The organism is Aminobacter anthyllidis (assembly GCF_018555685.1).
GTDB classification, from domain to species: Bacteria; Pseudomonadota; Alphaproteobacteria; order Rhizobiales; family Rhizobiaceae; genus Aminobacter; species Aminobacter anthyllidis.
Map to the genome: position 1 here is coordinate 437,772 of NZ_JAFLWW010000001.1, position 25,468 is coordinate 463,239.

Below are 25,468 nucleotides of genomic sequence, written 5' to 3' on the forward strand. Positions count from 1 at the left end.
CAGTGAAGGGTAACCGGCTGGGACCTCAGATAGTGGTCGTCGAACCTCACTTGGTGATGTCCCGGAGGATCACCGCGTACTCGTCCTCGGCGTTCCTGAGGATCGCCCGGGCGTCTTCGATGCGCTTCAGCGCGGCCTTGAGCTTGGCCTTGGCGGCCTTCGTCCGTTCCTCGTTCAGTTCCTTCTTGGCTTCCGCCTCGACTGCTTTGATGTCAAACATGGTTCACGATCTCCGTTCAATCTTCAGGGTGTAGGGGAACAGGCGCTGCCACCACGGCCTCGCTTGCTGTTTCAGTATCCGCTGCTTTGCTTCCGCGACGGCGGCCTTGAAGGCCTCGTCGGCAAGCTCTTGCTTGGCGAAGCGGATGATTTCGTCGGGATGCATTCGGCCAGCCATTCCTTGGGAATGATGCCCTTGTCCGCGTACAGGAAGCCCTTGTCCTCGCACCACTTTGCGTAGGTGGTGGTCGAGGTTTTGCTGATCTTCGCCCTCGCGTTTTGGAACACGAAGCGGATGTCAAGCTCAGGATGTTGCTGCCGGATCAAGAGGTGTTTCTGTCGGTCTTCAGTGAGGAAACGGCCCTTCCCCTCAATGTACAACTTGGTGCCATCCCGCTTTTTCAGGGTGTGGAAATCCGGGTTGTACTTGGCCTTTTTCGCGGGTTTGACGTAGTCGATCTTGTCGACCTCGAACCCGAACTCACAGCCCGACAGCCGAAGCTGTCGAGCCATGTCTCGCTCCAAACCTGAGCGGTAGCGGTTTAGGTCAGTAATCCACGTCCGAGTCGTCAGCCGACCCGTCGCCCTCACTGTCGAAACCCGAGGTGTCGGCATCGCTGCCTTCCTCGCCTTCGTAACCGTCTTCCTCGTCGAACGCGGAGGTGTCACCCTTGCCGCCGCCCGTCACCAGTTCGATGACCTGGACGATAGTCGGCTGGAGATTGATGCCCTTGTTCGGGAGGTTGTAGGGATAGACCTCGACCTGGACGCGGATGACAGAGCCACCCCAAACGTTCACGTCTGCAGGAATTTCCTTCTTCTTGCCGTCGATCACCAGAGGGCGGCGATCCCAGACCTTGCCCGTCTTCTTCGACAGCTTGTTGTTCACCTTGATGGTGAAGACCACGAAGCCGGTCTCGTTGCCGTCCTCGTCCGTCTCGTACTTCCAGACCTTGTTGTCCTTCGCTGGCATCGCCTTGCCCAGGTGGGCCTTGGCAATCGTCTGGATTTTCTTGATGGTCGGGAGGGCCTCGTCGACCTTCAGGCGGACATTCGCCTTGTAGGTGCCGAGGTCGTTGAACTTGGTATCAGGACGGCTCAGCGCCGGATAAACTGCCTCGCCCTTCGGGAGAGTGATCAGTTCAGACTTAGACATAAAGGATGTGGCCTTTTCCCACTGCCTCTACGATATCGCAGAGGTCCAGTGTTTCGTGATAGTCGCCTTCTTCGAACTCGTCGAAGAGGAACGTGTCGTTGGTGAGGGCCTCGCGGAAACCGTCTTCCACGAGGTGGTCGGTGCGCAGTTGCTCACCGAGGGTGGCCATCACGTCAGCGGGGTCGTCGACGTGGGCGATGGCGTTCTTGGGGTTGTCCAGGTAGTCGTTGATTTCGACATCCGACCACCAGAGTTCGCCTTTGATTTCCTTAGGCATCCTGCAGGGCCTCCTTGCTTTCGAGGTTCGTCGACGAGAAGCCGAGCTTCATCATGTTGGCGATGGTGGCTGCGATGGACCGCTTGGGGCTCACCCCGCGCCAACCCTTGGTGGGATGGATCGAGCCATCGACTTGGGTGTCGTTGAACCGGTCGAGAACCTCTCCCCCGTGGATGGCCTGACGGGCCACCGCGAGAGCATACCGGCGAGACTTGCGGTTACCCTGGGTGGGGGCCAAGACCGACAGTTTCGCTGCGTTAACGTGGAAATTTCGGGAAAAGTTGGAGGCGTTCAGCATGGATCAGGCGTCCTTCGGGGTGCCGGGGTTTCGGGGGTCGACGGTCTGGGCCTTGCCCTTGACCGGCTTGTTCACTTCGGTGATTGCCTTCTCGTCGGCGACCATCTGCGGGATAGGGTTGTGGGACCCTGTGCAGTTCTGGCACTCGACCGGGGCTTTGCCCTTGGGGTCCACGGAGGCGTAAAAACGCTCACCGCAGCCACGACAGCGTATTCCTCGCTGCATGATCAGATTTCCTTCTGGTGGCGGAAGAAGCGCACGGCGGCCAGGGCGTCCTGCCGGTTGCGCTGGACATCGAGGCAGACTTCGCCGCCGATGTTGACGCCGAGTTCATCCATCGTGCGGTCGGTGACACGGGCGACGATCTCGAACTGCTTGTCGAACGCGCGGCGGGAGTAGTGAACCGATGCCGGAATGTAGTTCGACTTGGAGCGAATTTCTTCCATCTTCGTGGTGATCTTCATATCGTGGAGTCCTCGTTAACGTGGAGATTAGGAGAAAAAGAAGGGGTTTTGGAGAATGCCTCGGAGGTCGAGGGTTCCCCTGGCGGGTATAGGAGGGATTTCCTCCCGGAGTTCTTCGGAGATCATCGGCAGGGCCGTCTCGTAGAACTCGGAGAGAACATCGTGGGTCTCGTACATTTCCACGAATGCCTCTCGGATGATGACCGCAAAGCGTTCGACATCACACGCATGGACCCCGAAGCTGTCATGGACAGCGGCGAAGTCGGTGATGCCTTCGTCTACGGCTCGGCTGACGGTTGCCTGAAGGTGACAGCCGTCCAGCGAGTGAACAAAGGATGGCGGGATGGACGAGCCCATCTGCCGAGGGTCCAGCTTGTCGAGGTCTTCGGTAATGCTCGGCTTGAAAATCTTGCCGTCGAAGAACGTCTTGATCTGGCGGGACTTGGTGTCGAACTTGTACTGGTGGACAGGGAACCCCAGGGGGGTCGTCCATTCGACACGGCGTTCGGTTGGTTGGGACTTGCCGACCAGCGAGGACACCTTGCGGAGCCACTGCATGGCACCATCGGCTGCGACGACGACCTTGGGGATCGCCTTCCAGACCATGTCGGCACCATACATCTTGAAGGTCCACATCTCCTTGCTCGGCCACGGCATGACCACGCCATCCTCCAGAGCCTCGTCGACCGCCTCGGCCACATACTGGCCGCAGGAGGCACGGGTGCCGGAATAGGGCTTCACCATGACGGGGCGCTTGGTGATGCTGCGGGTTACCCCGAAGTTCACCCAGGCACCGGCTAGGTCGGCCAGTCGGTAGGAGTGTGCTACCTGACCCTCGGCGTTCTTGGTCTCGATGACCTCGGCGCTGTTGGTGTCGTTCTGCATGAGGAGCAGGGCTTCCTTGGCGACCGCCCCGTAGACATCCTGGCGGACGTTGTTCGGGGTCATGTTGACGTGGAAGCCGCCGACCGCATCGCGGAGCATGGCGGAGAAGTGCTGAAGACCCGAGCAGGTTGCGTCGAGGTCGACGTGCAGTTTGCAGACGTGGTGTTCGGGATAGGGACCGGCGTGAGCCTCAGCCCAGTCGAAGCACCATGCTAGGAACTGGCAAGGGTTATCAGCTTTCGTCCATTCAAGATTTTCCCGGGGGTTTCGGGCCACACGTCTGGCGAGGTCGAGATGCGCATGACCCCAGTCCTCGCGTTCGTCCATAGGAAGCTTGTCCGCCCCCCAACAGTTAGCACCGTGGATTGCCAGCCATCTAACGCCAGTCTGCGTGAGGGGTTTCCCTTTCGCAAACAGAAGTAGGCCTTTGACGTAGTCGGGTCCTTGCGGGTGGAAGCCGCTCGGCCTCGGGTACGCCCGGCCCCGGCTGTCGAGGTCATGCGGGAAGTAGATCGTTTCATACTTCGACATCCTTCGGGCCACCTGGAATGCACGGGCGGCCATCACGCGCTTGCCGATCACTCGGCGGTTGTGTTCGTGGATTTTGAAGCAGTACGTGCGGTACTCCTTCACCTTGGGGTGGTCTGGTTCGAGACCCTCAAGCGCTGCCGGTGCGGGGTCCGGCTTCTTGTTGTCGGCCCTGGGGAGTTTCCCGCAGGGGACGTTCATGGCGTACACGTACTCGATTGCGTCGAGGACACGGACGTTCACGGACCAACGGGAGCGCTGAAGTGCATTGACGGACTGGAGGACACGGTCGATGCGGCCTTCTTGCGCTAGGCGCTTGAGGGTCAGGCGGTAATTCTTCTTGGAGCCCTTGACGAGCGGATACGGTGAGACGTGGTGGCTGTGGTAGCCGCCCTTGCTCAGGTTCTCCGGGGTCCAGTCGAGAGGCTCGATGACGGTCGGGAAGTAGGTCGTGAACAGGGCCTCGCAGTGCGAAGCGTTCTGCTCGACGATCTGCGTTAGGGCCTCGCTCGGGAGGACCACGGTTCGCATGGCCTTGCCCGAGCCGGTCGTGGTGACCTCAATGTCACCCGTGGTTGCCCTGAAGATATCCAGGAGGGCCGTACCGATGTGGACCAGTTCGGTCTTTGTCCAGACGGACCAGTCCATCTCGGCCTTGGCGAACACCTGCTGCATGTACTCCTCCCGCTTCTCGCGGGTCAGTTCACGCTTGTTGAAGTCGCCGTGGACACGCTGGGACCACTTGGGATGCTCGGCATCGAACTCACGGAGCCGAAGCTCGTCGTGGATCAGGCCAGCACCGTAAAGGGCGAGGCTGGTGAAACTGCAGGGCTGACCCTGGTGGAAGATCGGGACCTTGTTGATGATCGCTTTGAGCATCAGGAAGGCGGCGAGGGCCGGATCGACAGAGGAGAGGTGCTTGGCCGCGATGTTCTTGCGACCGGCTCGTCCGCTGTTGGCTTCCTCAAGCCACCCTTGGATACCCTTGGTGAAGGGCATCAGGTAATTCTTCACTAGGTGAGAACCAAGGAAGGTCTCACTAAAGGTTTCCTCTAGGGTTCCCTTAAGGTGATCCTTATGGAACCTCTGGATGGTCAGCCCTCGGGCCTCCTCCTCCAGCTTGAGTTGTTCGAGATAGAGATGGTCGTTCATCAGGTCTCGCTTCGGTTGGGCTTTCGATGTGCTGTAGTAGGACCAAACTCTTCGACAGCAGGAAATCTGCGGTATCGGAGAGATTTGAGCAGGGCTAAACGGGCCGGGGGTATAGGAGACCCATCAGGCCCTGCTTCACAGCGTCGACTAGTCGCATGTTGTATCGCCGGGAGATGCGAAGGCGCTTCCCGTGGACGGTGAACTCGTAGAACACGGCCTCTAGTCGGCTATCGTCGTCAGGCTCCCACAGGTCCATAGGTCCCCAGCGCAGCGTCACCTTGACGCCCCAGGGTCCGGCCTCGGGGAAGGCCGTGACAGCCTCCCGGTAATAGTGCAGCCGCATTTCTTCCTTGTAATCCATGGGGTTCTCCGTATTCGCCACGCTGTGACATGGCACAACGAAAGCGCAGTGTCTCCGTTTCCGTGGAGATTTGGCACATAAAAAATCCCAAGCAACGCTAAGTGCCTGAGATTATTCGCTACGTTATCGGGGTCTCTCGCGGGAGGAACCTAAATCCAGGGCGTCTACCAGTTCCGCCACATCCGCATGCGAACGCCAATCCCATGCCGCCATCATTCTGTCAATCTCGGAGCCGAAACGACCCCAGCCGGGAGAAACCGCGAAGATAGTTGAAAATTGGCCCCGCCTGTGACAAAAGGCCTGTCAAATAGGATGGGACGCAAAGGACCGTCTCTGAAGGACGCGATAAGAAGTCGGAAAAACAATAACTTATCGAGCTTTCGGAAGACGGCGGAACCAAACGGACCGCAAATGGCGGACCTGGCACCGATTTGCGAACTTGAAGCCACCCCCGGCAAACGAATTCCGGCAGGCTGAACGGCAGGACGCCGTCTACGCCGCGCCATACGTGAAAACAAAGGTTTGATGATGCAGGTCACCGAAACGCTCAACTCCGGCCTCAAGCGCGAGATCAAGGTCTCGGTTCCTGCCGGCGACATGGAAGCCCGTCTCGAGAAGCGGCTTTCGGCTGCCAAGGACAAGGTCCGCATCAACGGCTTCCGTCCTGGCAAGGTGCCGATGCAGCACATGCGCAAGATGTACGGCAAGTCGTTCATGGCCGAAGTCGTCAACGAGATCCTTACCGACTCGACCCGTACGATCATCGCCGAGCGCGGCGAAAAGGCTGCCATGCAGCCCGACGTGGTGATGACCGAGGACGAGAAGGAAGCCGAGAAGATTCTCGCCGGCGGCGCCGATTTCGAGTTCTCGCTGAGCTACGAAGTCATTCCGGCAATCGAGATCAAGGACTTCACCGACATCAAGGTGTTGCGCCCGGTCTACGACGTTCCGGAAAGCGAGATCGACGAGCAGGTTAACCGCGTTGCCGAATCGGCGCGTACCTATGAGCCGAAGACCGGCAAGGCCGCTGAAGGTGACCGCGTCACCATCGACTATGTCGGCAAGATCGACGGCGTTGCCTTCGACGGCGGTACGGGCGGCGACCAGCCGCTGGTGCTCGGCTCGAAGGAGTTCATCCCCGGCTTCGAGGACCAGCTGATTGGTGCCAAGGCCGGCGACGAGAAGCTCGTCACCGTGACCTTCCCGGAGAATTACCAGGCCGGACATCTGGCCGGCAAGGAAGCCACCTTCGACGTCACCGTCAAGGAAGTTGCTGCCCCCGGCAAGCTCGAGGTCAACGACGAGACCGCGAAGAACCTCGGCCTCGAGTCGCTCGAGAAGCTGCGTGACATCGTTCGCGGCCAGATCGAGAACCAGTTCGGCGCCATGACGCGCCAGAAGGTCAAGCGCCAGCTACTCGACCAGCTCGACGGTTCGTATCAGTTCGAAGCGCCTTCCAAGCTCGTCGAAGCCGAATTCGGCAACATCTGGAGCCAGGTGACCCGCGATCTCGAGATCGCCGGCCGCACCTTCGCCGACGAAGAGACGACCGAGGAAGAAGCCCGCGCCGAATACCAGCGCCTGGCCGAGCGTCGCGTGCGCCTCGGTCTGGTTCTCGCCGAGATCGGCGAAAAGGCCGGCGTGACGGTTTCCGACGAAGAGTTGCAGCGCGGCCTGTTCGACACGGTTCGCCGCTACCCGGGCAACCAGCAGCAGGAAGTGTTCGACTTCTACCGCAACAACCCGTCGGCGCTGGTCAACCTGCGCGCGCCGCTGTTCGAAGAAAAGGTCGTCGATCACCTGCTGTCGCAGATCACCGTCACCGACAAGAAGGTGACCAAGGAAGAGCTGCTCGCCGACGACGAGGACGAGGCTTCGGAAAAGCCGGCCAAGAAGGCTTCGGCCAAGAAGGCCGACAAGGCTGACAAGGCCGAGGGCGAAGAGCCCAAGAAGAAGGCCGCTCCGAAGAAGAAGGCCAAGGAAGCCGACGCTGAATAAGCAGGCTCTGCCGAGATGAAACGAAAAGGCCGCTGGTTGATCCGGCGGCCTTTTTGATTCTGGATGGCAGCTGCCTCCGGCCGCCGCTAGATCAGCAGCAGGCCCTTCATGCTGGCAAAGCCATTCTTGCCGATGATGATGTGGTCGTGCACCGAGATGCCGAGCGGCTTGGCGATGTCGATGATCGTTTTGGTCATGTCAATATCGGCGCGCGAGGGCGTAGGGTCGCCGGATGGGTGATTGTGCACCAGGATAATGGCGGTCGCCGATAGCTCCAGCGCGCGCTTGATGACTTCGCGTGGGTAGACTGGCGTGTGGTCGACGGTGCCGGTCTGCTGTACCTCGTCGGCAATCAGGACGTTCTTCTTGTCGAGGAACAGGATGCGGAAGTGCTCGCGTTCTTCGAAGGCCATAGCCGCCCGGCAATAATCGAGCACCTGGTTCCATGACGACAGAACTTCGCGGCCGCTGATTTCGCCACGCGCCATGCGTCTCGCCGCTGCTGTGATGACCTTGAGGTCGAGTGCGACGGCCGGCCCGACGCCTTTGACTTCCTGCAGCAGGTTGACGGGTGCGCCAAGCACTTCGGCCAGCGTGCCGAAGCGGGCAAGCAGGGCCTTGGCCGCCGGCTTGGTGTCGGAACGCGGGATAAGCCTAAATAGCAGAAGCTCGAGCAGTTCGTAGTCGGCAAGATTGTCGCCGCCGGCCGCCGAAAATCGCTCGCGCAGTCGCTCGCGATGGCCGAGATAATGGGGTTTTTCCTGCGCGGCTTCGCGCTTGATCGGCGACGGTGGCCGCTCGCCAAAGAAACCGCGCTCGTCGTGCTCGTCGCTCGCCATGCCCAGTATGTCGCCCCCGCCGGCATTAGAGCCGGCGAAGCGATATTATGCGGGCAGGCCCGGCCGGTCGAGGCCCTTGGGCGACAGCGTGAAGATTTCGCAGCCGGTCGCCGTCACGCCGACAGTGTGTTCGTACTGGGCCGAGAGCGAGCGGTCGCGGGTGACCGCCGTCCAGCCGTCGGACAACACCTTCACATGCGGGCGGCCGAGATTGATCATCGGCTCGATGGTGAAGATCATGCCCTGGCGCATCTCCACGCCTTCGTTGACGTTGCCGTAGTGCAGGATGTTTGGTGCATCGTGGAACAGCGCGCCGACGCCATGGCCGCAGAAATCGCGAACAACCGAGCAGCGCTCGGCTTCGGCATAAGTCTGGATGGCGGCGCCGATAGCCCCTGTGCGTGCGCCCGGGCGGACGGCGGCGATGCCGCGCATCAGGCACTCATGGGTGACTTCCAGCAGGCGCTCGGCGGCGCGCTTGATGGTGCCCACCGGGTACATGCGGCTTGAATCGCCGTGCCAACCGTCAAGGATGTAGGTGACGTCGATGTTGACGACGTCGCCGTCCTTGAGCGGCTTGTTGTCGGGAATGCCGTGGCAGACGACATGGTTGATCGAGGTACAGGACGACTTGGTGTAGCCGCGGTAGTTCAGCGTCGCCGGCAGAGCGCCGTGATCCATGCCGAACTCGAAGACAAAACGGTCGATGGCGTCGGTTGTAACCCCTGGCGCGACGCGGTCGACCAGTTCGTCGAGACAGCTGGCGGTGAGCTGGCACGCCTTGCGCATGCCTTCAAAAGCCTCCGTGCCGTAAAGACGGATCTGGCCGGTGTTCCTGAGTGGCGCCGTGGCGGCGTCGAGATAGCTGACCATTGACCTCTGCCGGATATGTCTGGAGTGCCCGCAACGACGTACGGGACGAGCCGCAGATTTGGCACCGGATGCGTCCGGTTTCAACCCGCAAAGCCCAATCGAGCGCGATATCAGCCGTTTCAGTGGCGAATTTGAGCAGCTCAGCCCGGCGTGGCACCATTGACGGCGTGGCCGAGCGTCTGTTTGGGGCGAGGGGCGGCAGGGTCGGCCGGCCGCAGCAGGTCGCCATGCACCCAGCCCTTGCGCCCCGAGGCCGAAACCAGCGTCCATTTGCCGTCGCGTGCGAACACCCTGACGCTCTCGCCCTGCTTGAGGCTCGAGGTAACGGGCGCGGAAACGCTCGGACGCTGGCGCAGATAGACTGACGTGCTTGTGTAGAGCACGTTGAGGGAAGCAGCGCTGGAGTTCCCGGATTTCGTTGCCGCTTCCCCGATGATTGACTTCGGGCGCGGCAACGGCGTCGGGGGTCGCGCAATCGAGGCCGTTTCGATCTCCGCCGCTGGCTTGCGCGGAGCCCGTTCTCTGGCCGCAGGTGTTGCAACTGCAACCTTCGGGGGCGAAACGTCGGTTTTGGGTTTGGCAGCGGTCGCCAGCTTGCGCGGCTCGATATCCGCCTTGGGGCGCGCCACATCGACTTGCGGGCGCGGCGCGACATTGACCTTCGGCCGCGTGACGGCCGCGTCCTTGCGGGCGGCAGTTTCTGTCTTGGGCTTGTTTGCCGTCCTGGCCGGACGATCGTCGAAACGTGCCTTGCTGGGCAAGTCCTGCGTCATGGCCCAGCCGCCGGCAGCAAGTGCGCCGAGCACCAGCCATCTCAATTTGGGAAGGGCGAATCCAGACATGGCCTGAGTCTGGACTCCAGAGCTTAAAACCGCGTTGACGCAGGCATGTCCGCACAGCTTGGCTGGCGGCTTACGCCTTCTTCAGAAATTCGGTTTTCAGCACCAGCCCTTTGACCTGTTTGGTGTTGCATTCGATCTCGCCGGCGTTGCCGGTCAAGCGGATGTTCTTGACCAGCGTGCCGCGCTTACATGGAGCTTCCTTCCGCTGTCGCGTCGATGTTTCCAGCCGGAGTAGGTTGTCAAAGCGGCGCCGTAAAGGGGAGCCGTATCATGTTCACGGCTTGGGCGCGGCAGTGTCAGCGGGATCGCAAGGTGCTTGGCCTTTGAAGTCCCGTGCCAGGCAGCCGTATTTGTCGAATGTCTGTCCGGTGGTTCGCGCCGCTTTCGCCATGCCGCAGGCCGATACGGTCAGGCAGGCGAGAAGAGCGATCGTGATTCTCGTGGCTTGCATCGTGTCACATCTGGTTGGGTGGCTTTGACGAATCGCATGTCGCGGCCGACCGCTGGCAAGTTACGGCAAAGCCCATGCTGCCACCACGAGGCAGGCTTGCAACTGAACTGTAAGTGATTGGAAAACCTGGACGCCCAAGGGGAATCGAACTACCGCCATGAAAGGGCAATGGCAGGGATAGCCCCGTTCAGTCGTTTGTATACCGACGTTCCGCTGCGTTTGCTCTCCCATGGTAACGGTGAGAGGCCAAAGTGCCGTCATTGGACTTGCATTCGGCCCCGACAAGCGTCCTTCGAAGCCCGATCCGTTGGTCGACATCGTTCGGAACGTCTTGGAACTGGCACTTGACCGCCAGTCTTTCCCGGGTGGCGGCAACGCCCGGCCCGCAAGCTGAGGCTTCGATACGCGTGCGTCGCCTGTGAACGATTCACGGCCAGAGCCGCCGTTTCCGGCGGCAAGGCGTCAAGCTGCCTGCGGCCCGATGATCAGCGCCGCGCGATAGGCCGGTTCTCCGTACCAGGCCATGCGATCGAACATGGCATCGCGGATTGGCAGGTCGACGACATCGGTGGCGTTTTCGAGCGCATCGACCTCGAACCATGGGTCGTTGACGAGGAAATGGTCCTCGCTCACGGCATGGGCGACAACCCAATGCGGGGCGGTGCGGCCATGCGTCTCCCTTTGGTCGATCAGGACCACGGCGATCGAGCCGGCGGCCACGGCGTCGCGCAGTTCGGCGATGGTGAAAGCGCGCGACTCGACCTCGATGCCGGCGTCGAGCACGCGGGTCTTGAAGTCGGCCTGGACGAACTTCATCAGGTCGCGCTTGGCTTCCGTGTTGCCGCGATCGATGAGGATCGCCTCGGACGTGCTCATGAACACCTTCACCGCATAACCTCGCGATGTCGCGGCAAGAGCCAGGCCGTAGGGGTCGCAGCCGCCGGGGCCGTCCATCGACACCACGGTTGTCGCCTCGCGCCACATCGTTAGTTCCAGAAGGCGGTCCATGGCGGACGAAGGATCGAGGCCGGCAAAAGCCATCATCAGCGAGGCGGAGCCACAGGTGAATCCGGTTGTCTGGGTGTAGATCGGCGTCGTGGAGTTTGCCGTTGGCCCGTCGTTCCGCAGTCGGCGCTCCGTATATGTCGAGCCAGGCCACGCCGCAGCGATGCCTGCAAGCGCTCTCAAGCTTGTGGGGACGTCGTTTTCTCGTGTGTCTGCCGCGATGCGCCAGCTCAGGATATCGCTGTCGAGGGACAACTGCTCCAATGCCGATACCAGTTCGATGCCGACGGCGTTGCGGTCGATATCATTGGCGTCGACCCAGAAATGCGAGATCCGCAGCATCAGTGCCGTGCGCCGCCGGCGCCCGATCAACAGTCCGACGATGGCATCACCCCGGCGCGCAATGAAAACGATGCGGCCGCGCGCCGACTGGATTGCCGCAAGGTGCTCCGCCATGGCAGCCGGCAGCCCAAGCGGTGCTTCGTGGCCATCGAGAAGTTGCGTGACGTTGATGGGCTCGGCCATGTCAGATCCTTGGTGTTGCGAGATGGGCCAGGCAATCGCCGCGCACGACCAGCGAGGGGTGCCGCTGGCACACGACGATGCCGGAAATATCGAAATGCTGAGGTGTGGCAGGGCGCGCCGGATCGTCCACCGCATGGATCATGCCGCAGAGCGCGCCTGCCTCGATGCGGTCTCCGAGATCGGTCAGGGGCTCGAACACGCCGTCCTCGGTTGCATAGACATAATAATCGCGACCAAGCACCTCGAACTCGATGGCCGGAGGCGAGGGTTCGACCGATGTCTGCTCGACCATGCCAAAGTGGACGAGCAGGCGCTGGATGCCGTTTTCGATCAGTGCCAGGCCCTGCCGCGACACCGTACCGCCGCCGCCGAACTCACCGCCAAGCGAGATGATGCCCTGACGATTCGACTCCGAGGTCGAGAGCCGGGGATCGGGACTGTAGCCCCAGACCTGCAGGTGCGGGGCGCCGAAGGCCCGCGCGGCTGCCAAAGCGCGGCTGTCGAGGTCCGGATCGCCGCTGCGGCGGGTGGAAACGAACGGAAGATAGTTCAGCGACGAGCCGCCGGCATGGAAATCCTGATAGAAATCGGCAAGAGGCAGCAGCACGGAGCTGACATAATCGGCGATGGCCGCTGTCGGTCCGCCCAGGGGATCGCCCGGATAGGCGCGGTTGAGATTGCCGCCGTCGAGCGGGGACACACGGCTGCCGGCAAGGGCTGCCGGCGCATTGAGCATCGGCAGGACGATCAACCGTCCGTTGATCGAGGCGGGATCTATGCTCCGCAAAAGCTTTGTCAGCGCGATCTGGCCTTCATATTCATCGCCATGGGTGCCGGCGGTGAGCAGCATCGTCGGGCCCTTGCCGCCCGCGACGACCCCGACCGGGATGGTGATCGTGCCATAAGCGGAGCGATGAACCGAGTGTGGGAAATGCAGGTTGCCGATCTGCTTGCCCGATCGTTCATAGTCCAGCCGTGTCCAGATTTGCGTCGACATCTTCAGTTGCTGCTCATGCGGGAGTTGGAATTGGCGGCGGCCTGGCGATAGAGCGCGAGCAGCCGGGTTGTTTTCGGCGCGTGTTGTGCGCCAGGTGCGTTCGCCTGAAAGGCGGGGATCTCCTGCCAGCGGTGGCAAGCCACCAGCCGCCCGTCACCGCCAGGTGTAAGGGCCGGGATTTCCCGTCGGCAGCGCTCGATCGCAAACGGACACCTTGGGTGGAAGCGACACCCCGAAGGTGGATCGAGCGGACTTGGCATGTCGCCGGCCAGCGCAACGCTGGCCTGGCGCGCACCCGGCCGCGGCACGGGTGCGGCGGCGAGAAGCGCTCTGGTGTAGGGGTGCGACGGCTGGTCGAAGATCGCCGCCTTCGGCCCGATCTCGACGATATTGCCGAGATACATCACCGCAACGCGATGGCTGATATGGCGGACGACGGACAGGCCGTGGGAAATGAACAGATAGCTCAGGCCCAGGCGATCCTGAAGGCTTTGCAGCAAGTTGACGATCTGTGCCTGAACCGAGACGTCGAGCGCGGAGACGGGCTCGTCGCAGACGATCAGCCTGGGTTCGACAGCAAGCGCGCGGGCGATGCCGATGCGCTGGCGCTGCCCGCCGGAGAATTCATGCGGATAGCGCCCGGCATGCCGTTTTGCCAGGCCAACGAGACCGAGCAGTTCGGCGACCCTGTCATTTGCGCTGCGGCGGTCGGCCAGCCCATGCAGGAGCGCAGGCTCGGCGATCAGCTCGCCGACGGTCATGCGCGGGTTGAGTGAGCCGTAGGGGTCCTGGAAGATCAGCTGGATACGGCGGCGCATGGCGCGCTGTTGGCTGGCGGTCTGGCCGGACAGGTCCTGGCCTTCAAACAGGATGCGGCCTGCGCTCGGCGCGGTCAGCCCGACCAGCATGCGCCCGGCGGTCGACTTGCCGCAGCCGCTTTCGCCAACCAGCGACAGGGTTTCGCCTGGGGCAATGCTAAAGCTGATGTCGTTGACCGCGCTCAACGTTCGCTTTTGCCATGGCCATCTACCGGCGACGCTGAATTTCTTGCTCAGCCCTTCGACTTGCAGAAGCGTGGCATTGTTGGGCGACGTCATTGTTGTCCTCCCCGGGTCAGGGTTTCCAGGAGAGGTGCGCGCCAGCAAGCGGACAAATGACCCGGCCTGACGGTCTCGAGTGGCGGAGCCTCGACGGCGCAACGCTTGATGGCGAAGGGGCAGCGCGGCTGAAACCGGCAGCCGGCAGGCAAAGCCAGCGGGTCGGGCATGCTGCCTTCGATCGGCGTCAGCGTATCGCTGTCGCCGTCAATTGAAGGCATCGAGCTGAGCAGGCCGATCGTGTAGGGGTGCTCCGGACCGTCGAAGAGATCTGTGACCGGCGCGATCTCGACGATGCGGCCGGCATACATCACAGCGACGCGGTCGGCCATCTCGGCAACCACGCCGAGATCATGGGTGATCAGGATGATGGCCGCACCGCTGTTCGCCTTGAGCTCGCGCATCAGGTCGAGAATCTGGGCCTGAACGGTGACGTCGAGCGCAGTCGTCGGTTCGTCGGCGATGAGCAACTCGGGCCGGCAGGCCAGAGCCATGGCGATCATCGCGCGCTGGCGCATGCCGCCGCTGAGCTCGTGCGGATAGCTCCTCATTCGGGCCTTGGGCGAGGGGATGCCGGTCAGTTCCAGCACTTCAACCGCCCGGGCGCGCGCTGCCGCCTTGCCGACCGCCTCGTGCAGCTGGATCGCCTCGACGATCTGGTCGCCGATCGTCTGCACCGGATTGAGCGAGGTGTTGGGCTCCTGGAAGATCATGCCGATGCGGCCGCCGCGAATGTCGCGCATCGCATGGGCTGGCTTGGCCAGCAGGTCTTCGCCATGAAACAGGATCTCGCCTGATGTGATGGCGCTGGGGACCAGCCGCAGCAGCGACAGTGACATGACGCTCTTGCCCGAGCCCGACTCGCCGACAATCGCCAGTGTTTCGCCTGTACGGACGCTGAAATCGACGTCGTCGACGGCAGCCACCGTGCCGCCTGACGTGTGGAAGCCGACCCGCAAGCCGCGGACCTCGATAAGGGGTACATCTGGGGTCATCGCTGCAGCTTCGGGTCGGTGAGGTCGCGGAACGCATCCCCCAGCAGGTTGCAGGAAAGCACGATCATGAAGATCAGCAGGCTGGCTGCGGTCGAGACATGCGGTGCCAGGAAGATGAAACTGCGCCCCTCGGCGGCGATGCTGCCGAGCTCCGCTGTCGGGGGCTGCAATCCAAGGCCGAGGAAGCCAAGGGCTGCGGCGAGAAGGATCGTCTCGCCGAATTGCAGCGAGCAGTAGACGACGATAGGGGCGGCGCAGTTGCGCAACAGATAACGCCGGATCAGGGCGCCGTCTGAAAGGCCGATCACGCGCCCGGCGTCCATGTACTCCGCCTGCATCACGGAGGCGGCGGTGGCGCGGGCAACGCGGGCGATGGGCGGTGCGGCAGACAGGCCGAGCGCAATCACCAGGCTGTCCATGCCAACGCCAAGCATGGCTGCCAGTGCGAGGCCAAACAGGATCGACGGAAAAGACAGCAGGATGTCGACAAGCCGCATCAGCGGCCCCTCGAGCCGGCGATAGAAGGCGGCGGCCAGGCCGATGCTGGTGCCGATCAGGCTGCCGACGACGATGCTTGCAAAGCCAAGCGCAAGTGTCGTGCGGGCGCCGTAGAGCAGGCGGGTCAACATATCCCGACCCTGGGTGTCGGTGCCCAGGAGATGGTCGCCGCCGGGCGGTCGCAGCCGCATCCTGAGATTTGTGTCGTAGGGATCAAACGGCGCCAGCACGGGTGCGAGCAGAGCTGCAACGACAATCGCGACAAGAAAGATCAGCGCGATGAGCGCCAGCGGATCGCGTGACAGGCGCCGCAGCAGATGCGGCCGTGCGATGCCGGCGGGATTGGCGGTTTGGGGGGCGGTGATGTCTGTGCTCATCGGACCTTGCTCCGGATGCGGGGATCGAGCAGGCCGTAGAGTGCATCGACGACGAAATTGACCACGATGAAACCGCAGGCGAGGACAAGGATGCAGCCCTGGGCCATCGGAAAGTCGCTGGAGACGATGGAGCCGACCGCCAGTCGGCCGATGCCGGGCCAGCCGAAGATGGTTTCGGCAATGACCGCGCCGCCGAGCAGCGAGCCGATCTGCAGGCCGATCAGCGTCACCACAGGTATCAGGGCGGTGCGCAAGGCATGCCTGGTGACGACGCGGAACTCCGAAGCACCCTTGGCGCGGGCCGTGCGGATGAAATCGGCGCCAAGCACCTCCACCACGGCGGTGCGGGTCATCCGCGCCACCGGTCCGATGAAGATCAGCCCCAGCGTCAGCGCGGGCAGTGCGACGTGATGCAAGCCGTTGAGCGTCCACAGCGGCCCGCCCCGGCCTTGCAGCGGAAACAGCTGCCAGCGAAACGCGGCGAACTGCAGCAGTAGAAGTCCGACCCAGAAAGCAGGGACGGAAACACCTGCTACCGATAGTGCGGTGACGGCGCGGTCAAAGACCTGGCCACGGCGCATGGCGGCAAGCGTGCCGAGCAGGATGCCAAGCGGAACAGCCCAGATCAGGCTTGCCACCATCAGTTCGATGGTCGGCCCAAGCGCTGTCACAAGCTCGCTGGCGACCGGCGCGTTGTTGATGATCGACCGGCCGAGATCGCCTTGCATGACGCGCAGCAGATAGAACCAGAACTGCATCATGATCGGGGCGTCGAGGCCGAGCTGGCGCCGGATGTCTTCGATTTCGGCAGCCGTACCCGACGGTCCGGCGATAATGGTGGCGGGGTCTGTCGGGATGACCTGAAGCATCAGGAAACCGACCAGAAGCACACCCAGCAGCACAGGTATCGAGGTCAACAAGCGCCAAAGGAGCTGTCGCGTCACGTTGTCTTCTCCCAAGCGGGCGTCATTTCAGGGATTTCGGGCGGGCCCGAATCCCTGGCGTTTGAGCGGTCCACCACGCCGGCCATGCCGGACGCGGTGGAGCGTCGCCGTCATTTTGCCAGCTTGAGGTCCAGGCCGTTGTAGAGAGGTGCGCCGCTGATGCCGTGCGGCTTGAAGGGCGCAACACGCGGTCCGGCCACCACGACCAGCTTTTCGTTGACCAGTGGCTTCCACAGCACGGCGTCGTGGATGATCGCGCCGGCTTCGGCGAAGGCGGCAAAGCGGGCTTCCGCCGAGGTCGCGCGGTTGCCGGCGTCGATCAGTTGATCGGTCTTGGGATCGTTCCAGTTCATCCGGTTGGGCGTCGGCATGTTCGACGACAGGAAGTACAGGTTCATGGCGTCGCCCGCGCTCAGATACGGATAGCTCATCTGGTACAGGTCGAAATCCTGGGTCTTCAGCTTGCCCCACACGATGGTCGGATCGTAGAGCTCGACCTTCAGGTCGACACCGATCTTGCGCAGGTCACCCTGGATGGTCTCGGCCATCTGCTTGTCTGAATCGCCAGTGAAACCATAGAAGATCAGCGACAAAGGTTTGCCGTCCTTCATGCGGACACCGCCGTCCTTGGAGACCCAGCCTGCCTCGTCGAGCAATGCCTTGGCCTTTTCTGGGTCATAGCCGAATGCGTCCAGCTTCATCTTGGGATTGAAGTCGCGCGCGGCCTCGGAATAGTAGGACTTGGCCGCATCGGCCTCGCCGAAGAAGATCGCGTCGGCGATGGCGCTCTGGTCGATTGCCAGGCTTAGCGCTTCGCGGACGCGTTTGTCGCCCAGATCGGGGCGCGTGATCTTCATGCCGACATAGTGGGTGCGGAAGCCGGCTTCGGGCCGCAGCAGCTGGATTGAAGGCGTCGCCTGCAACTGGGAGAGAGCCCAAGCGGGCACCGCGAAGGACACGTCGCCTTCGCCGGTCTGCAATGCGGCGGCAAGGGTCGCCTCTTCCGGCACGATCTTCCAGACGATTTTCGCGACCTCTGCCGGTCCGGGATTCGTCATGAAGGAAGGCCCCCAGCGATAGCCTTCGTGACGGGTCAGCACGGTCTGTGTGCGCGGGGTCCACGACTGGAAGCAGAACGCTCCGGTTCCGTTGAAGGCGGCGACGCCGAAATCATCCTTCAATTCGGTCGCCTGGTCCGGATCGATGATGATGAAGTTGAACTGCGTCATCTGGTACAGCAGTTCCGAATAGGGCTCCTTCAGCTTGTATTCGACGGTGTAGTCGTCGATCGCCTTGACGCTTTCGACCTTGCCGGCCTTCCATTTGCTAACGCCTGGGAAATCCGGGTTGAGCCAGCGATCCATGGTACCGACCACGGCCTTTGCGGTGAAAGGCTTGGCATCGCAGAAGCTGACGTCGCGGCGCAGGTGAAAGGTGTAGGTGAGGCCGTCGGCGCTGACCTCCCAACGCTCGGCCAGACCGGGGCGGAGGGTTTTCAGATCGCGGTCGAGGGTGACGAGCGTTTCGCCGACCATGTAGAGGATTTCAGCCGCGGCGAGCGCGGTGGAGCGCTGCGGGTCGTAGCGGTCCGCATCGCTGATGCGCAAGACCACGGCGGTATCAGGCTCCTGTGCCACGGCAGCCGTCGTTGCCAATGCGAGCGAAAGCATGCATCCGGCCGCTCGTTTTCCGATCATTCCCATTAACTCACTCCCCTTTGTCATTGGACGCCGTTCAGGCAAAGCTTCGGTCAGCGTCAAGCTGCCTCCCCGGAAGGGGACAGCCTGGCGGCAAAACCGAGATCGAAAATGTCCGGCGTTGTGAGCTGAAGAGTAGAGTGGCCGGCGACGGTCGTTCAAACGATAAGATCGCGTCAAATCATTCCTCTACGGAATGAACTGTCGTTTCGAGCACACGTGGCGCGTGGTCACCAACGGTCCGTGGCCATTTGGACGCAGCCACCTCGTCCAAGAGCCACTGCCGGAAGGCCTGCACCGCCGGCAAATGGCTCTTCCGTTCTGGACAGACGAGGAAATAGGATTCCGGGCTTTTCATCGGCCGGCCGAATGGCGCGACCAGTGTGCCGTCGGCCAGTTCGACCTCGATCATGAACTTTGGCACGATCGCCATGCCCATGCCGCTGATGGTTGCCTGGATGATCATCTCGAACTGTTCGAAGCGAACACCGTGGAAAGGATTGACTGAGGTGTCATCAGCTCTTTGCAGCCAGTCCTTCCAGGCGCGTGGCCTGGCCCGATGATGCAGCAGGGCGACCCGTCCGAGATCGGCGACGCTGCTTACCGGTCCATTCGGCGCCATCAGCATGGGCGCGCAGACTGGAATGACCTCTTCCTCCATCAGCCGGTCTGACAGGCCGCCGGGCCATGGTTTTTCACCAAAATAGATGGCGACGTCGATGTTTTCCTCGACCAGGTCGAAGGGCCATGTCCGTGCCGTCAGGTTGAGCGCGATCTTGGGATGGCGCGCCCTGAAGCGGCCGATGCGGGACGCGAGCCAGCGCGAGCCGAAGGTCGGCAGCGTGGCGATGTTGAGCATGCCGCCGCCGCCCTGGAAGGCGAGTGCCTCCATCGTCGCCGATTCGAGAATTTCGAGGGCCTCGCGCACCCTGGCGAGATAGAGCTGCCCGGCTTCGGTCAAAACGATGCGCTGCCGGATACGCTCGAAAAGGCGCAGGCCAAGGAAGGACTCGAGTGACTGGACCTGCTTGCTGACCGCGCTCTGCGACAGGTTCAGTTCCTCGGCGGCGCGGGTAAAACTCGAATGGCGCGCTGCGGCTTCAAAGATCGTCAGCGATGGTAGCGAAGGCAAAACGCGGCGCATGACGATTCCGAACTGGCACTGCAATGGTGGCGTCGACTATGGAGTGCTTGGTGCCGCGCTGCAATCGCGGGGGAAAGGGCCAGCCAACTGTTGCTAGCCTTAGGAATGCGCCTGCGACGCGAAAGCGTGCATCGGGCCAGCGACCGGGCTGCCGGCAGTCGTCGCGCGTTTCAAAGTAGAATTTTCGCAAAGATTGCGGCGGCAGAGCCGATGATCGAGACGACCATGCATATCGCGGCGGCGGTCTCCAAGCCGGACGTCTTTACCCGCTGCGGCACGAACCGTTCGAACGGGTCGCCTTGTGAGAAGATCTGCAGTCGATCGTACCACTGCAATCCATGATCAATAGCGCTGAGCCACATTTTAGTCCCGCCACCCAATGTCGCCAACGCTTGGAGCGCCAGCTTGCGTGGCAGCAATACGTCTCGGCGCATAGGGTTTCGAGGTGACCGCGACGGCAAGGAAATCAAAATGTCATAGGAACTCGGCGCCTTGCTCAGGGATTGCAGCCATTAACACGCATGGCGTTCATCCAATCCATGACGCGCGTCGGGATTAGAAGGCGATACGAGGGCGGCTGGAGCAAAGCAATTTTAGCTGGTGCACAGAACGCTTATTTGACCGTTGTTTGACGGCTTTGGTTTTGTGGTCGCTAAGTGTTTGAAAAACCTGGTACGCCCAAGGGGAATCGAACCCCTGTTACCGCCGTGAAAGGGCGGTGTCCTAACCGCTAGACGATGGGCGCGCTCAGGTGAGGCGGTGTATAATTGGCTTGTTCGCGACAGGCAACCCGTCTTTTTGCTGCGTCGCGAAATTTTTTCGACTTATCCACGGCGGCGGCCGCAACGCCAGTTCCAGTCGCGTTCCGGACCGACGTCGATGTGGACGGAATTGGTATGGCAGTAGGTGCCGACCCCGCCGCGGCCCGGCATGGCGCGCAGGTAGCTTGCCAGTTCCCACTTGCCGACGCCGGGAATCTGGATGTCGGCGGCCGCGCAATACATGTGCTGCGAATTCTTGGCGCCGCGGGCGCGGCGGTTGCGTTCCGGGTTGCGATAGCCCGACGTGACGATCATTTTCTTGCCGTAGTGCTGCTCGGCCGCCTTGAGGATGCGCACCAGCGACGGCTTCAGGCAGGCGACGTCGACGCTTTCGGTCTGCTTGAGCAAGCCGTTGGGGGCGAGTCGTGCCATGCCGGCTGCCGACGCCAGCTCCAGGCCAGGATCCTCGTCTTCGTGCAGGTCGACGTCGCTGTCGTCGTTGAGGCCTGACTTGCGCTTGATCTCGAACAGGTCGGTGGTGCGCACGCCCGGCAGTGCCCAGTTCGAATCGCCGCCTGACGAGCCGCCCAGCGAAGCAAGCTCCACCGGCTTTGTTTCGGCTTTTGCCGAGGCCAGGGTGATGATCGGCTTGGCTTTTTCTTCCGCGGCCTTCGGCTTTGCATCGGAGGCTTCGTCGCCCATCGCGATCAGCGGCTTTGCCTTTTGTTCGGCGGGCGCGGGTGCTGCCTTGGCGGATGAGGAGCCGAACAGCGAGGCAAACAGCCCCTTCTTCTTGGGCGCCTCGGGCTCGGCTGCCGGGCCGTTGGTCAATATGAAACCAGTGTCCTGCTGCGCAGGCGGCTTGGCCGTTTTCGCTTCCGCGGTCTGGGCAGCTTCAGCTTCCGTCGTCGGCTGTTCCGCTGCGGCCGCTGTCGCGGGCTGCTGTGGCTGTTCGGCACTGGCTATGACAACTTCAGCCGCATTCTCTGCGCCTGGCTTGACCAGTGGAACATAGCCGACCTGGTCGGGAAGGGCGGTGTCGCCTGCCGGGCTCATCGTTGCCTGGGCAACTGTGGGGGCGCCGGCGGCGGCTGCAGATTGAGTCGTGGTGGTTTCGGTGGTCGTTGCGGCGTTGGCCGCGGGATTTGTCAGGTCGAAATTGGGTTCGCCCGTCGAGGAACAGGACACACTAAGCAGCGAAACCAGCACGGTCAGCGCAACGCCGCATCGCCGGTCTGCGAATCGCAGTCGTCCTGACGTCAAACCGGTCCCCTCTCATGCACTGCAGGCCAACGATTGTGCTTGGCGATTGAAATCGTACGTTTACGCAACCACGCTCCTGAACGAGAAGCGGTACTCAAACTTAAGGCAATGAACCCCCATTTAGCGGGCTAGGCGCCAATTAAGGCGAGATCATGATAGGCGCCACGTTTTCGCCCTCTTGGTAAAGGGCGTCAATTCACTGCCTGTGACAGCTGGTTACACGCGGACTTTCACATAGCTGCCCGGGGCATCCTCTAGCACCCGCCCGCTTATGCCAGGCTTGCGCGCCGCAACGCGGGTGTCGTCCTTGGCCTCGATCCAGCGCTGCCAGTGCGGCCACCACGAGCCGGGTGTCTCGACGGCACCTTGGAGCCAGGCGTCGAAGTCGCCCAGCGGCTTGCCGCCCGACCAGAACTGGTACTTGCCGGCGGCGGGCGGATTGACAACGCCGGCGATATGCCCGGAGCCGCCGACGACATAGTCGACATCGCCACCAAAATACTGGCAGCCGAGGAAGACCGAGCGGGCAGGGGCGATGTGGTCCTCGCGCGCCGCCAGATTGTAGACCGGGATGGTGACGTCGGCGAGCGAGATGGTTCGGCCGGCAAGTTCCATCCGGCCTTGCGACAGGTTGTTCTCGAGATAGCAGTTGCGCAGGTAGAAGGAGTGATTGGCCGCAGCCATGCGCGTCGAATCGGCATTCCAGTAAAGCAGGTCGAACGGCGTCGGCTCCTTGCCGCGCATGTAGTTGTTGATGACATAGGGCCAGATCAGGTCGCCCGAGCGCAGCATGTTGAAGGCCGTCGCCATCTTGGTGCCGTCGAGATAGCCCTTGTCCTTCATTGCCCCTTCGAGGGCCTTGATTTGATCCTCGTCGACGAACACCTTGAGGTCGCCGGCATAGGTGAAGTCGACCTGGGTGGTGAAGAAGGTGACCGACTGGATGCGGTGGTCGCCCTCCTGGGCCAGTAGCGCCAGTGCTGCCGCAAGCAGCGTGCCGCCGACGCAATAGCCGATCGCGTTGACCTCGCGTTCGCCGGTGGCCTGCTCGATCGTGTCTAGACCGTATTGCAGGCCCTCGCGGATATAGGCTTCCCAGTTCTTGAGGCCGTGGCGCTGGTCAGGGTTGATCCACGAGATGACGAAGACGGTGTGGCCCTGTTCGACCGCCCAGCGGATGAAGGACTTCTGCGGGTTGAGGTCGAGGATGTAGAACTTGTTGATCCATGGCGGGCAGATCAGCAGCGGCCGCTTCAGCACCTTTTCGGTGGTGGGCGTGTACTGGATGATTTCGGCGACATCGCTGCGGCCGACGACCTTGCCGGGCGTGGTGGCGATGTTCTTGCCGATTTCGAAGCCTGAATAGTCGGCTTGCCGGAGCTTGAGGTCGCCCTTGCCGGCCAAAATGTCCTCGGCGAACATCTTCATGCCGCGCACCAGGTTTTCGCCATTGCTGGCGACGGTTTCGCGAAACAATTCCGGATTGGTCAGGATGAAATTCGACGGCGAGATCGCGTTGGCGACCTGCTTGACGTAGAAGCCGGCCTTGTGGCGGGTGTGCTCGTCGAGACCGTCGGCATGATCGACAAGATCGCCGGCCCAGCGCGCCGTCACCAGATAGGCCTGCTTGAGGAAATCGAAGAAGGCGTTGCGGCCCCACTCGGGGTCGAGGAAGCGCTTGTCGGTTCGATCGGGTTTGACTGCGTCGTCGACCTCGTCGCCGCCCATGCGCTGGATCGACTTGCTCCACACGTCGAGATAGCCCGAAAACAGCCGGGTCTGTGCCTCGAGCGCGCGCTGTGGGTCGGACAGCCAGTATTCGGTGAGCTTGGAGAAGGTCTTGACCATGTCGGCCATGGGCTCTGCGACGGTGTCGCGAAGCTCACCTTTTTCGCGCGGTTCGGCCCAGGCGGAGGCTGCCTTGCCGGCCTGCTCGATCATGCGGGCCATGTTGAGCGCAAAACGCTCGGGGTCTTTGACGAGGTATTGCTCGACGGAGGAGGGGGAATCGCCACTCGGCTTGTCCGAATCGTCTACCTTCGCCATGGTTCTTGCAGGTCCTCCCAAAGCGCCCATTGTTGACATAGTATCATGTGACGTCTTACCGGGTCCAACGCGCTCTACCGCGCCTGTCGGGGAAACTTTATGACATATAGTGTTGGTCGGAATGTTTTTTTCTGTGCCCGCGTGATGTTGTCAGCCGGTGCGCTGGCATTGGCTGTTGCCGCCAGCGGCTGCACCAGCACGAATACCACGACCGCCAGCAGTGCCGCGCCGGCCACCGGGCGTGGCGCGCAGGACACCGGAACCTACCCCAATCTCAACATTCCGCCAAAGGTAGCCGCCGCCCAGTTCACCGAGGACCAGAAAGCAGCCAAGCTGGCCCAGCTCCAGGCCGCGCAACAGCGCCAGGGCGCCAAGGCCGGCGCCGGCGGTGGCAACTCGGCTGCGATGACCACGTTGGCCAGAAAGCACGGCGACGACACGCTGAAGGCCATCGAAGGCAAGTGCGAGACTATCGACCCCGCCTGCAATTGAGTGTATATCGCGCACGCATCGCGCAGCCCCCGATTACCTGGAACTGACATGGAAGAATTTCACAAGGTCCGCCGCCTTCCGCCCTATGTCTTCGAGCAGGTCAACCGGCTGAAGGCCTCGGCCCGTTCGCGCGGCGCCGACATCATCGACCTTGGCATGGGCAATCCGGACCTGCCGACGCCGACCGCCATCGTCGACAAGCTGTGCGAAGTGGTTCGCGACCCGCGCACCCATCGTTATTCCTCCTCGCGCGGCATTCCCGGCCTGCGCCGCGCCCAGGCTAATTATTATGCCCGCCGCTTTGGCGTGAAGCTCAATCCCGACACCCAGGTCGTTGCGACGCTGGGCTCGAAGGAAGGCTTCGCCAACATGGCGCAGGCGATCACCGCACCCGGCGACGTGGTGCTGTGTCCCGATCCGACCTATCCGATCCACGCCTTCGGCTTCATCATGTCGGGCGGTGTCATCCGCTCGCTGCAGGCGAAGCCCGATGACGGCTTCATCCCCGCGCTCGAGCGTGGCGTTCGCCACTCGATCCCCAAGCCGCTGGCGCTGATCCTCAACTACCCGTCGAACCCGACGGCATTTGTCGCTTCGCTCGACTTCTACAAGGACGTCGTCGCCTTCGCGAAGAAGCACGACATCATCATCTTGTCGGATCTTGCCTATTCGGAGATCTATTTCGACGGCAATCCGCCGCCATCGGTGCTGCAGGTGCCCGGCGCGATCGACGTCACTGTCGAATTCACCTCGATGTCGAAGACCTTTTCGATGCCGGGCTGGCGCATGGGATTTGCCGTCGGCAACGAGCGCCTCATCGCCGCGCTGACGCGCGTGAAGTCATATCTCGACTACGGTGCGTTCACGCCGATCCAGGTGGCAGCGACCGCGGCGCTCAATGGCGACGGCACCGACATCTCGGAGGTACGCGAGGTCTATCACAAGCGCCGCGACGTGATGGTCGACTCGTTCACCCGAGCAGGCTGGGAAATCCCGGCGCCGGCGGCGACGATGTTTGCCTGGGCACCGATCCCCGAGCCGTTCAAGCATCTTGGTTCGCTCGAATTCTCCAAGCTCTTGATCGAGCATGCCGACGTGGCGGTGGCTCCCGGCGTTGGTTTCGGCGAGCACGGCGACGACTATGTGCGTCTCGCACTTGTCGAAAACGAGCACCGGATCCGTCAGGCGGCGCGCAACATCAAGCGCTTCCTGACGACTACGGGCAAACATCCCAACAATGTGGTCCCGCTCGCAGCCCATCGCTGAGCGCACCGCAGAAGCAAT

26 protein-coding genes, 1 tRNA gene and 1 pseudogene are annotated in these 25,468 nt (G+C 62.2%); 3 read left to right on the forward strand and 25 right to left on the reverse strand.

The window, feature by feature from the left end; all coding sequences use genetic code 11:
• Positions 1-46 precede the first annotated feature (46 nt).
• The 9 genes from J1C56_RS02445 to J1C56_RS02485 all read right to left on the reverse strand — a co-directional run bounded on the left by J1C56_RS02445 (position 47) and on the right by J1C56_RS02485 (position 5,340).
• Entirely contained in the window at positions 47-220 is a 174-nt protein-coding gene (locus tag J1C56_RS02445; RefSeq protein WP_214385667.1) for a hypothetical protein, read from the reverse strand.
• A gap of 71 nt (positions 221-291) precedes the next feature.
• Positions 292-732 carry a PDDEXK family nuclease gene (locus tag J1C56_RS02450; RefSeq protein WP_246591071.1) on the reverse strand — a complete coding sequence of 147 codons (441 nt, stop codon included), beginning with the start codon at positions 730-732 and terminating at the stop codon, positions 292-294.
• 34 nt (positions 733-766) lie between these two features.
• Entirely contained in the window at positions 767-1,375 is a 609-nt protein-coding gene (locus tag J1C56_RS02455; protein WP_214385671.1) for an ssDNA-binding protein, read from the reverse strand.
• On the reverse strand, positions 1,368-1,652 hold the full coding sequence (locus J1C56_RS02460; protein ID WP_214385673.1) for a hypothetical protein: 285 nt from the start codon (positions 1,650-1,652) through the stop codon (positions 1,368-1,370). Before J1C56_RS02460 ends, J1C56_RS02455 begins: the two co-directional genes overlap by 8 nt.
• On the reverse strand, positions 1,645-1,950 hold the full coding sequence (locus tag J1C56_RS02465; protein ID WP_214385675.1) for a hypothetical protein: 306 nt from the start codon (positions 1,948-1,950) through the stop codon (positions 1,645-1,647). Before J1C56_RS02465 ends, J1C56_RS02460 begins: the two co-directional genes overlap by 8 nt.
• Before the next feature lie 3 nt (positions 1,951-1,953).
• Positions 1,954-2,175 (reverse strand): hypothetical protein, encoded by a 222-nt coding sequence (locus tag J1C56_RS02470; RefSeq protein WP_214385676.1) that lies wholly within the window; start codon positions 2,173-2,175, stop codon positions 1,954-1,956.
• Between the two features lie 2 nt (positions 2,176-2,177).
• Positions 2,178-2,414: a hypothetical protein gene (locus J1C56_RS02475; protein WP_214385678.1), complete on the reverse strand. Its 237-nt coding sequence runs from the start codon at positions 2,412-2,414 to the stop codon at positions 2,178-2,180.
• A 27-nt stretch (positions 2,415-2,441) separates the two neighbouring features.
• Positions 2,442-4,979 (reverse strand): DNA-directed RNA polymerase, encoded by a 2,538-nt coding sequence (locus tag J1C56_RS02480; protein WP_214385680.1) that lies wholly within the window; start codon positions 4,977-4,979, stop codon positions 2,442-2,444.
• Between the two features lie 94 nt (positions 4,980-5,073).
• Positions 5,074-5,340 (reverse strand): hypothetical protein, encoded by a 267-nt coding sequence (locus J1C56_RS02485; RefSeq protein WP_214385682.1) that lies wholly within the window; start codon positions 5,338-5,340, stop codon positions 5,074-5,076.
• Positions 5,341-5,868: 528 nt separating this feature from the next.
• On the opposite strand from J1C56_RS02485, the gene tig reads away from it, so the two are divergent.
• Positions 5,869-7,338 (forward strand): trigger factor, encoded by a 1,470-nt coding sequence (gene tig / locus J1C56_RS02490; RefSeq protein ID WP_214386638.1) that lies wholly within the window; start codon positions 5,869-5,871, stop codon positions 7,336-7,338.
• 86 nt (positions 7,339-7,424) lie between these two features.
• On the opposite strand, the gene radC is transcribed toward tig, so the two are convergent.
• The 16 genes and pseudogenes from radC to J1C56_RS02570 form a co-directional block, all read right to left on the reverse strand.
• The gene (gene radC, locus J1C56_RS02495; protein ID WP_214385684.1) at positions 7,425-8,177 is read right to left on the reverse strand and encodes a RadC family protein; all 753 of its coding nucleotides are present in this window, start codon (positions 8,175-8,177) and stop codon (positions 7,425-7,427) included.
• 45 nt (positions 8,178-8,222) lie between these two features.
• Positions 8,223-9,050: a type I methionyl aminopeptidase gene (map, locus tag J1C56_RS02500; protein WP_214385686.1), complete on the reverse strand. Its 828-nt coding sequence runs from the start codon at positions 9,048-9,050 to the stop codon at positions 8,223-8,225.
• 140 nt (positions 9,051-9,190) lie between these two features.
• A complete protein-coding gene (locus J1C56_RS02505; protein WP_214385688.1) occupies positions 9,191-9,892 on the reverse strand; it encodes an SH3 domain-containing protein in 702 nt (233 codons plus the stop codon).
• A gap of 70 nt (positions 9,893-9,962) precedes the next feature.
• Positions 9,963-10,079 (reverse strand): annotated as a pseudogene (locus tag J1C56_RS02510) (PhnA domain-containing protein); the annotation flags it as partial.
• Positions 10,080-10,805: 726 nt separating this feature from the next.
• Positions 10,806-11,873 carry a peptidase C39 family protein gene (locus tag J1C56_RS02515; RefSeq protein WP_214385690.1) on the reverse strand — a complete coding sequence of 356 codons (1,068 nt, stop codon included), beginning with the start codon at positions 11,871-11,873 and terminating at the stop codon, positions 10,806-10,808.
• Position 11,874: 1 nt separating this feature from the next.
• The gene (locus J1C56_RS02520) at positions 11,875-12,870 is read right to left on the reverse strand and encodes a succinylglutamate desuccinylase/aspartoacylase family protein (protein WP_214385692.1); all 996 of its coding nucleotides are present in this window, start codon (positions 12,868-12,870) and stop codon (positions 11,875-11,877) included.
• Positions 12,871-12,872: 2 nt separating this feature from the next.
• Positions 12,873-13,967 (reverse strand): ABC transporter ATP-binding protein, encoded by a 1,095-nt coding sequence (locus J1C56_RS02525; RefSeq protein ID WP_214385694.1) that lies wholly within the window; start codon positions 13,965-13,967, stop codon positions 12,873-12,875.
• Positions 13,964-14,962 carry an ABC transporter ATP-binding protein gene (locus J1C56_RS02530; protein ID WP_214385701.1) on the reverse strand — a complete coding sequence of 333 codons (999 nt, stop codon included), beginning with the start codon at positions 14,960-14,962 and terminating at the stop codon, positions 13,964-13,966. The genes J1C56_RS02525 and J1C56_RS02530 overlap by 4 nt, the downstream gene beginning before the upstream one ends.
• Positions 14,959-15,837, reverse strand: a complete 879-nt coding sequence (locus J1C56_RS02535; RefSeq protein WP_214385703.1) for an ABC transporter permease — start codon at positions 15,835-15,837, stop codon at positions 14,959-14,961. Before J1C56_RS02535 ends, J1C56_RS02530 begins: the two co-directional genes overlap by 4 nt.
• Positions 15,834-16,781, reverse strand: coding sequence for an ABC transporter permease (locus tag J1C56_RS02540; protein WP_214385705.1), 948 nt, complete (start codon positions 16,779-16,781; stop codon positions 15,834-15,836). Before J1C56_RS02540 ends, J1C56_RS02535 begins: the two co-directional genes overlap by 4 nt.
• 110 nt (positions 16,782-16,891) lie before the next feature.
• Positions 16,892-18,451, reverse strand: a complete 1,560-nt coding sequence (locus tag J1C56_RS02545; protein ID WP_214385707.1) for an ABC transporter substrate-binding protein — start codon at positions 18,449-18,451, stop codon at positions 16,892-16,894.
• Positions 18,452-18,659: 208 nt separating this feature from the next.
• Positions 18,660-19,622, reverse strand: a complete 963-nt coding sequence (gene gcvA, locus J1C56_RS02550) for a transcriptional regulator GcvA (protein WP_214385709.1) — start codon at positions 19,620-19,622, stop codon at positions 18,660-18,662.
• Between the two features lie 170 nt (positions 19,623-19,792).
• Positions 19,793-20,041: a hypothetical protein gene (locus J1C56_RS02555; RefSeq protein ID WP_214385711.1), complete on the reverse strand. Its 249-nt coding sequence runs from the start codon at positions 20,039-20,041 to the stop codon at positions 19,793-19,795.
• 251 nt (positions 20,042-20,292) lie between these two features.
• Positions 20,293-20,367 (reverse strand) — tRNA-Glu (locus tag J1C56_RS02560).
• Positions 20,368-20,446: 79 nt separating this feature from the next.
• Entirely contained in the window at positions 20,447-21,646 is a 1,200-nt protein-coding gene (locus tag J1C56_RS02565) for a YcbK family protein (protein ID WP_246591073.1), read from the reverse strand.
• Between the two features lie 216 nt (positions 21,647-21,862).
• Complete coding sequence (locus J1C56_RS02570; protein WP_214385713.1) at positions 21,863-23,692, reverse strand: PHA/PHB synthase family protein; 1,830 nt, start codon at positions 23,690-23,692, stop codon at positions 21,863-21,865.
• A gap of 144 nt (positions 23,693-23,836) precedes the next feature.
• On the opposite strand from J1C56_RS02570, the gene J1C56_RS02575 reads away from it, so the two are divergent.
• Both J1C56_RS02575 and J1C56_RS02580 read left to right on the forward strand, forming a co-directional pair.
• The gene (locus J1C56_RS02575) at positions 23,837-24,184 is read left to right on the forward strand and encodes a hypothetical protein (protein WP_246591075.1); all 348 of its coding nucleotides are present in this window, start codon (positions 23,837-23,839) and stop codon (positions 24,182-24,184) included.
• 48 nt (positions 24,185-24,232) lie between these two features.
• Positions 24,233-25,450 carry an LL-diaminopimelate aminotransferase gene (locus J1C56_RS02580; RefSeq protein WP_214385718.1) on the forward strand — a complete coding sequence of 406 codons (1,218 nt, stop codon included), beginning with the start codon at positions 24,233-24,235 and terminating at the stop codon, positions 25,448-25,450.
• The last annotated feature ends 18 nt before the right edge of the window (positions 25,451-25,468 follow it).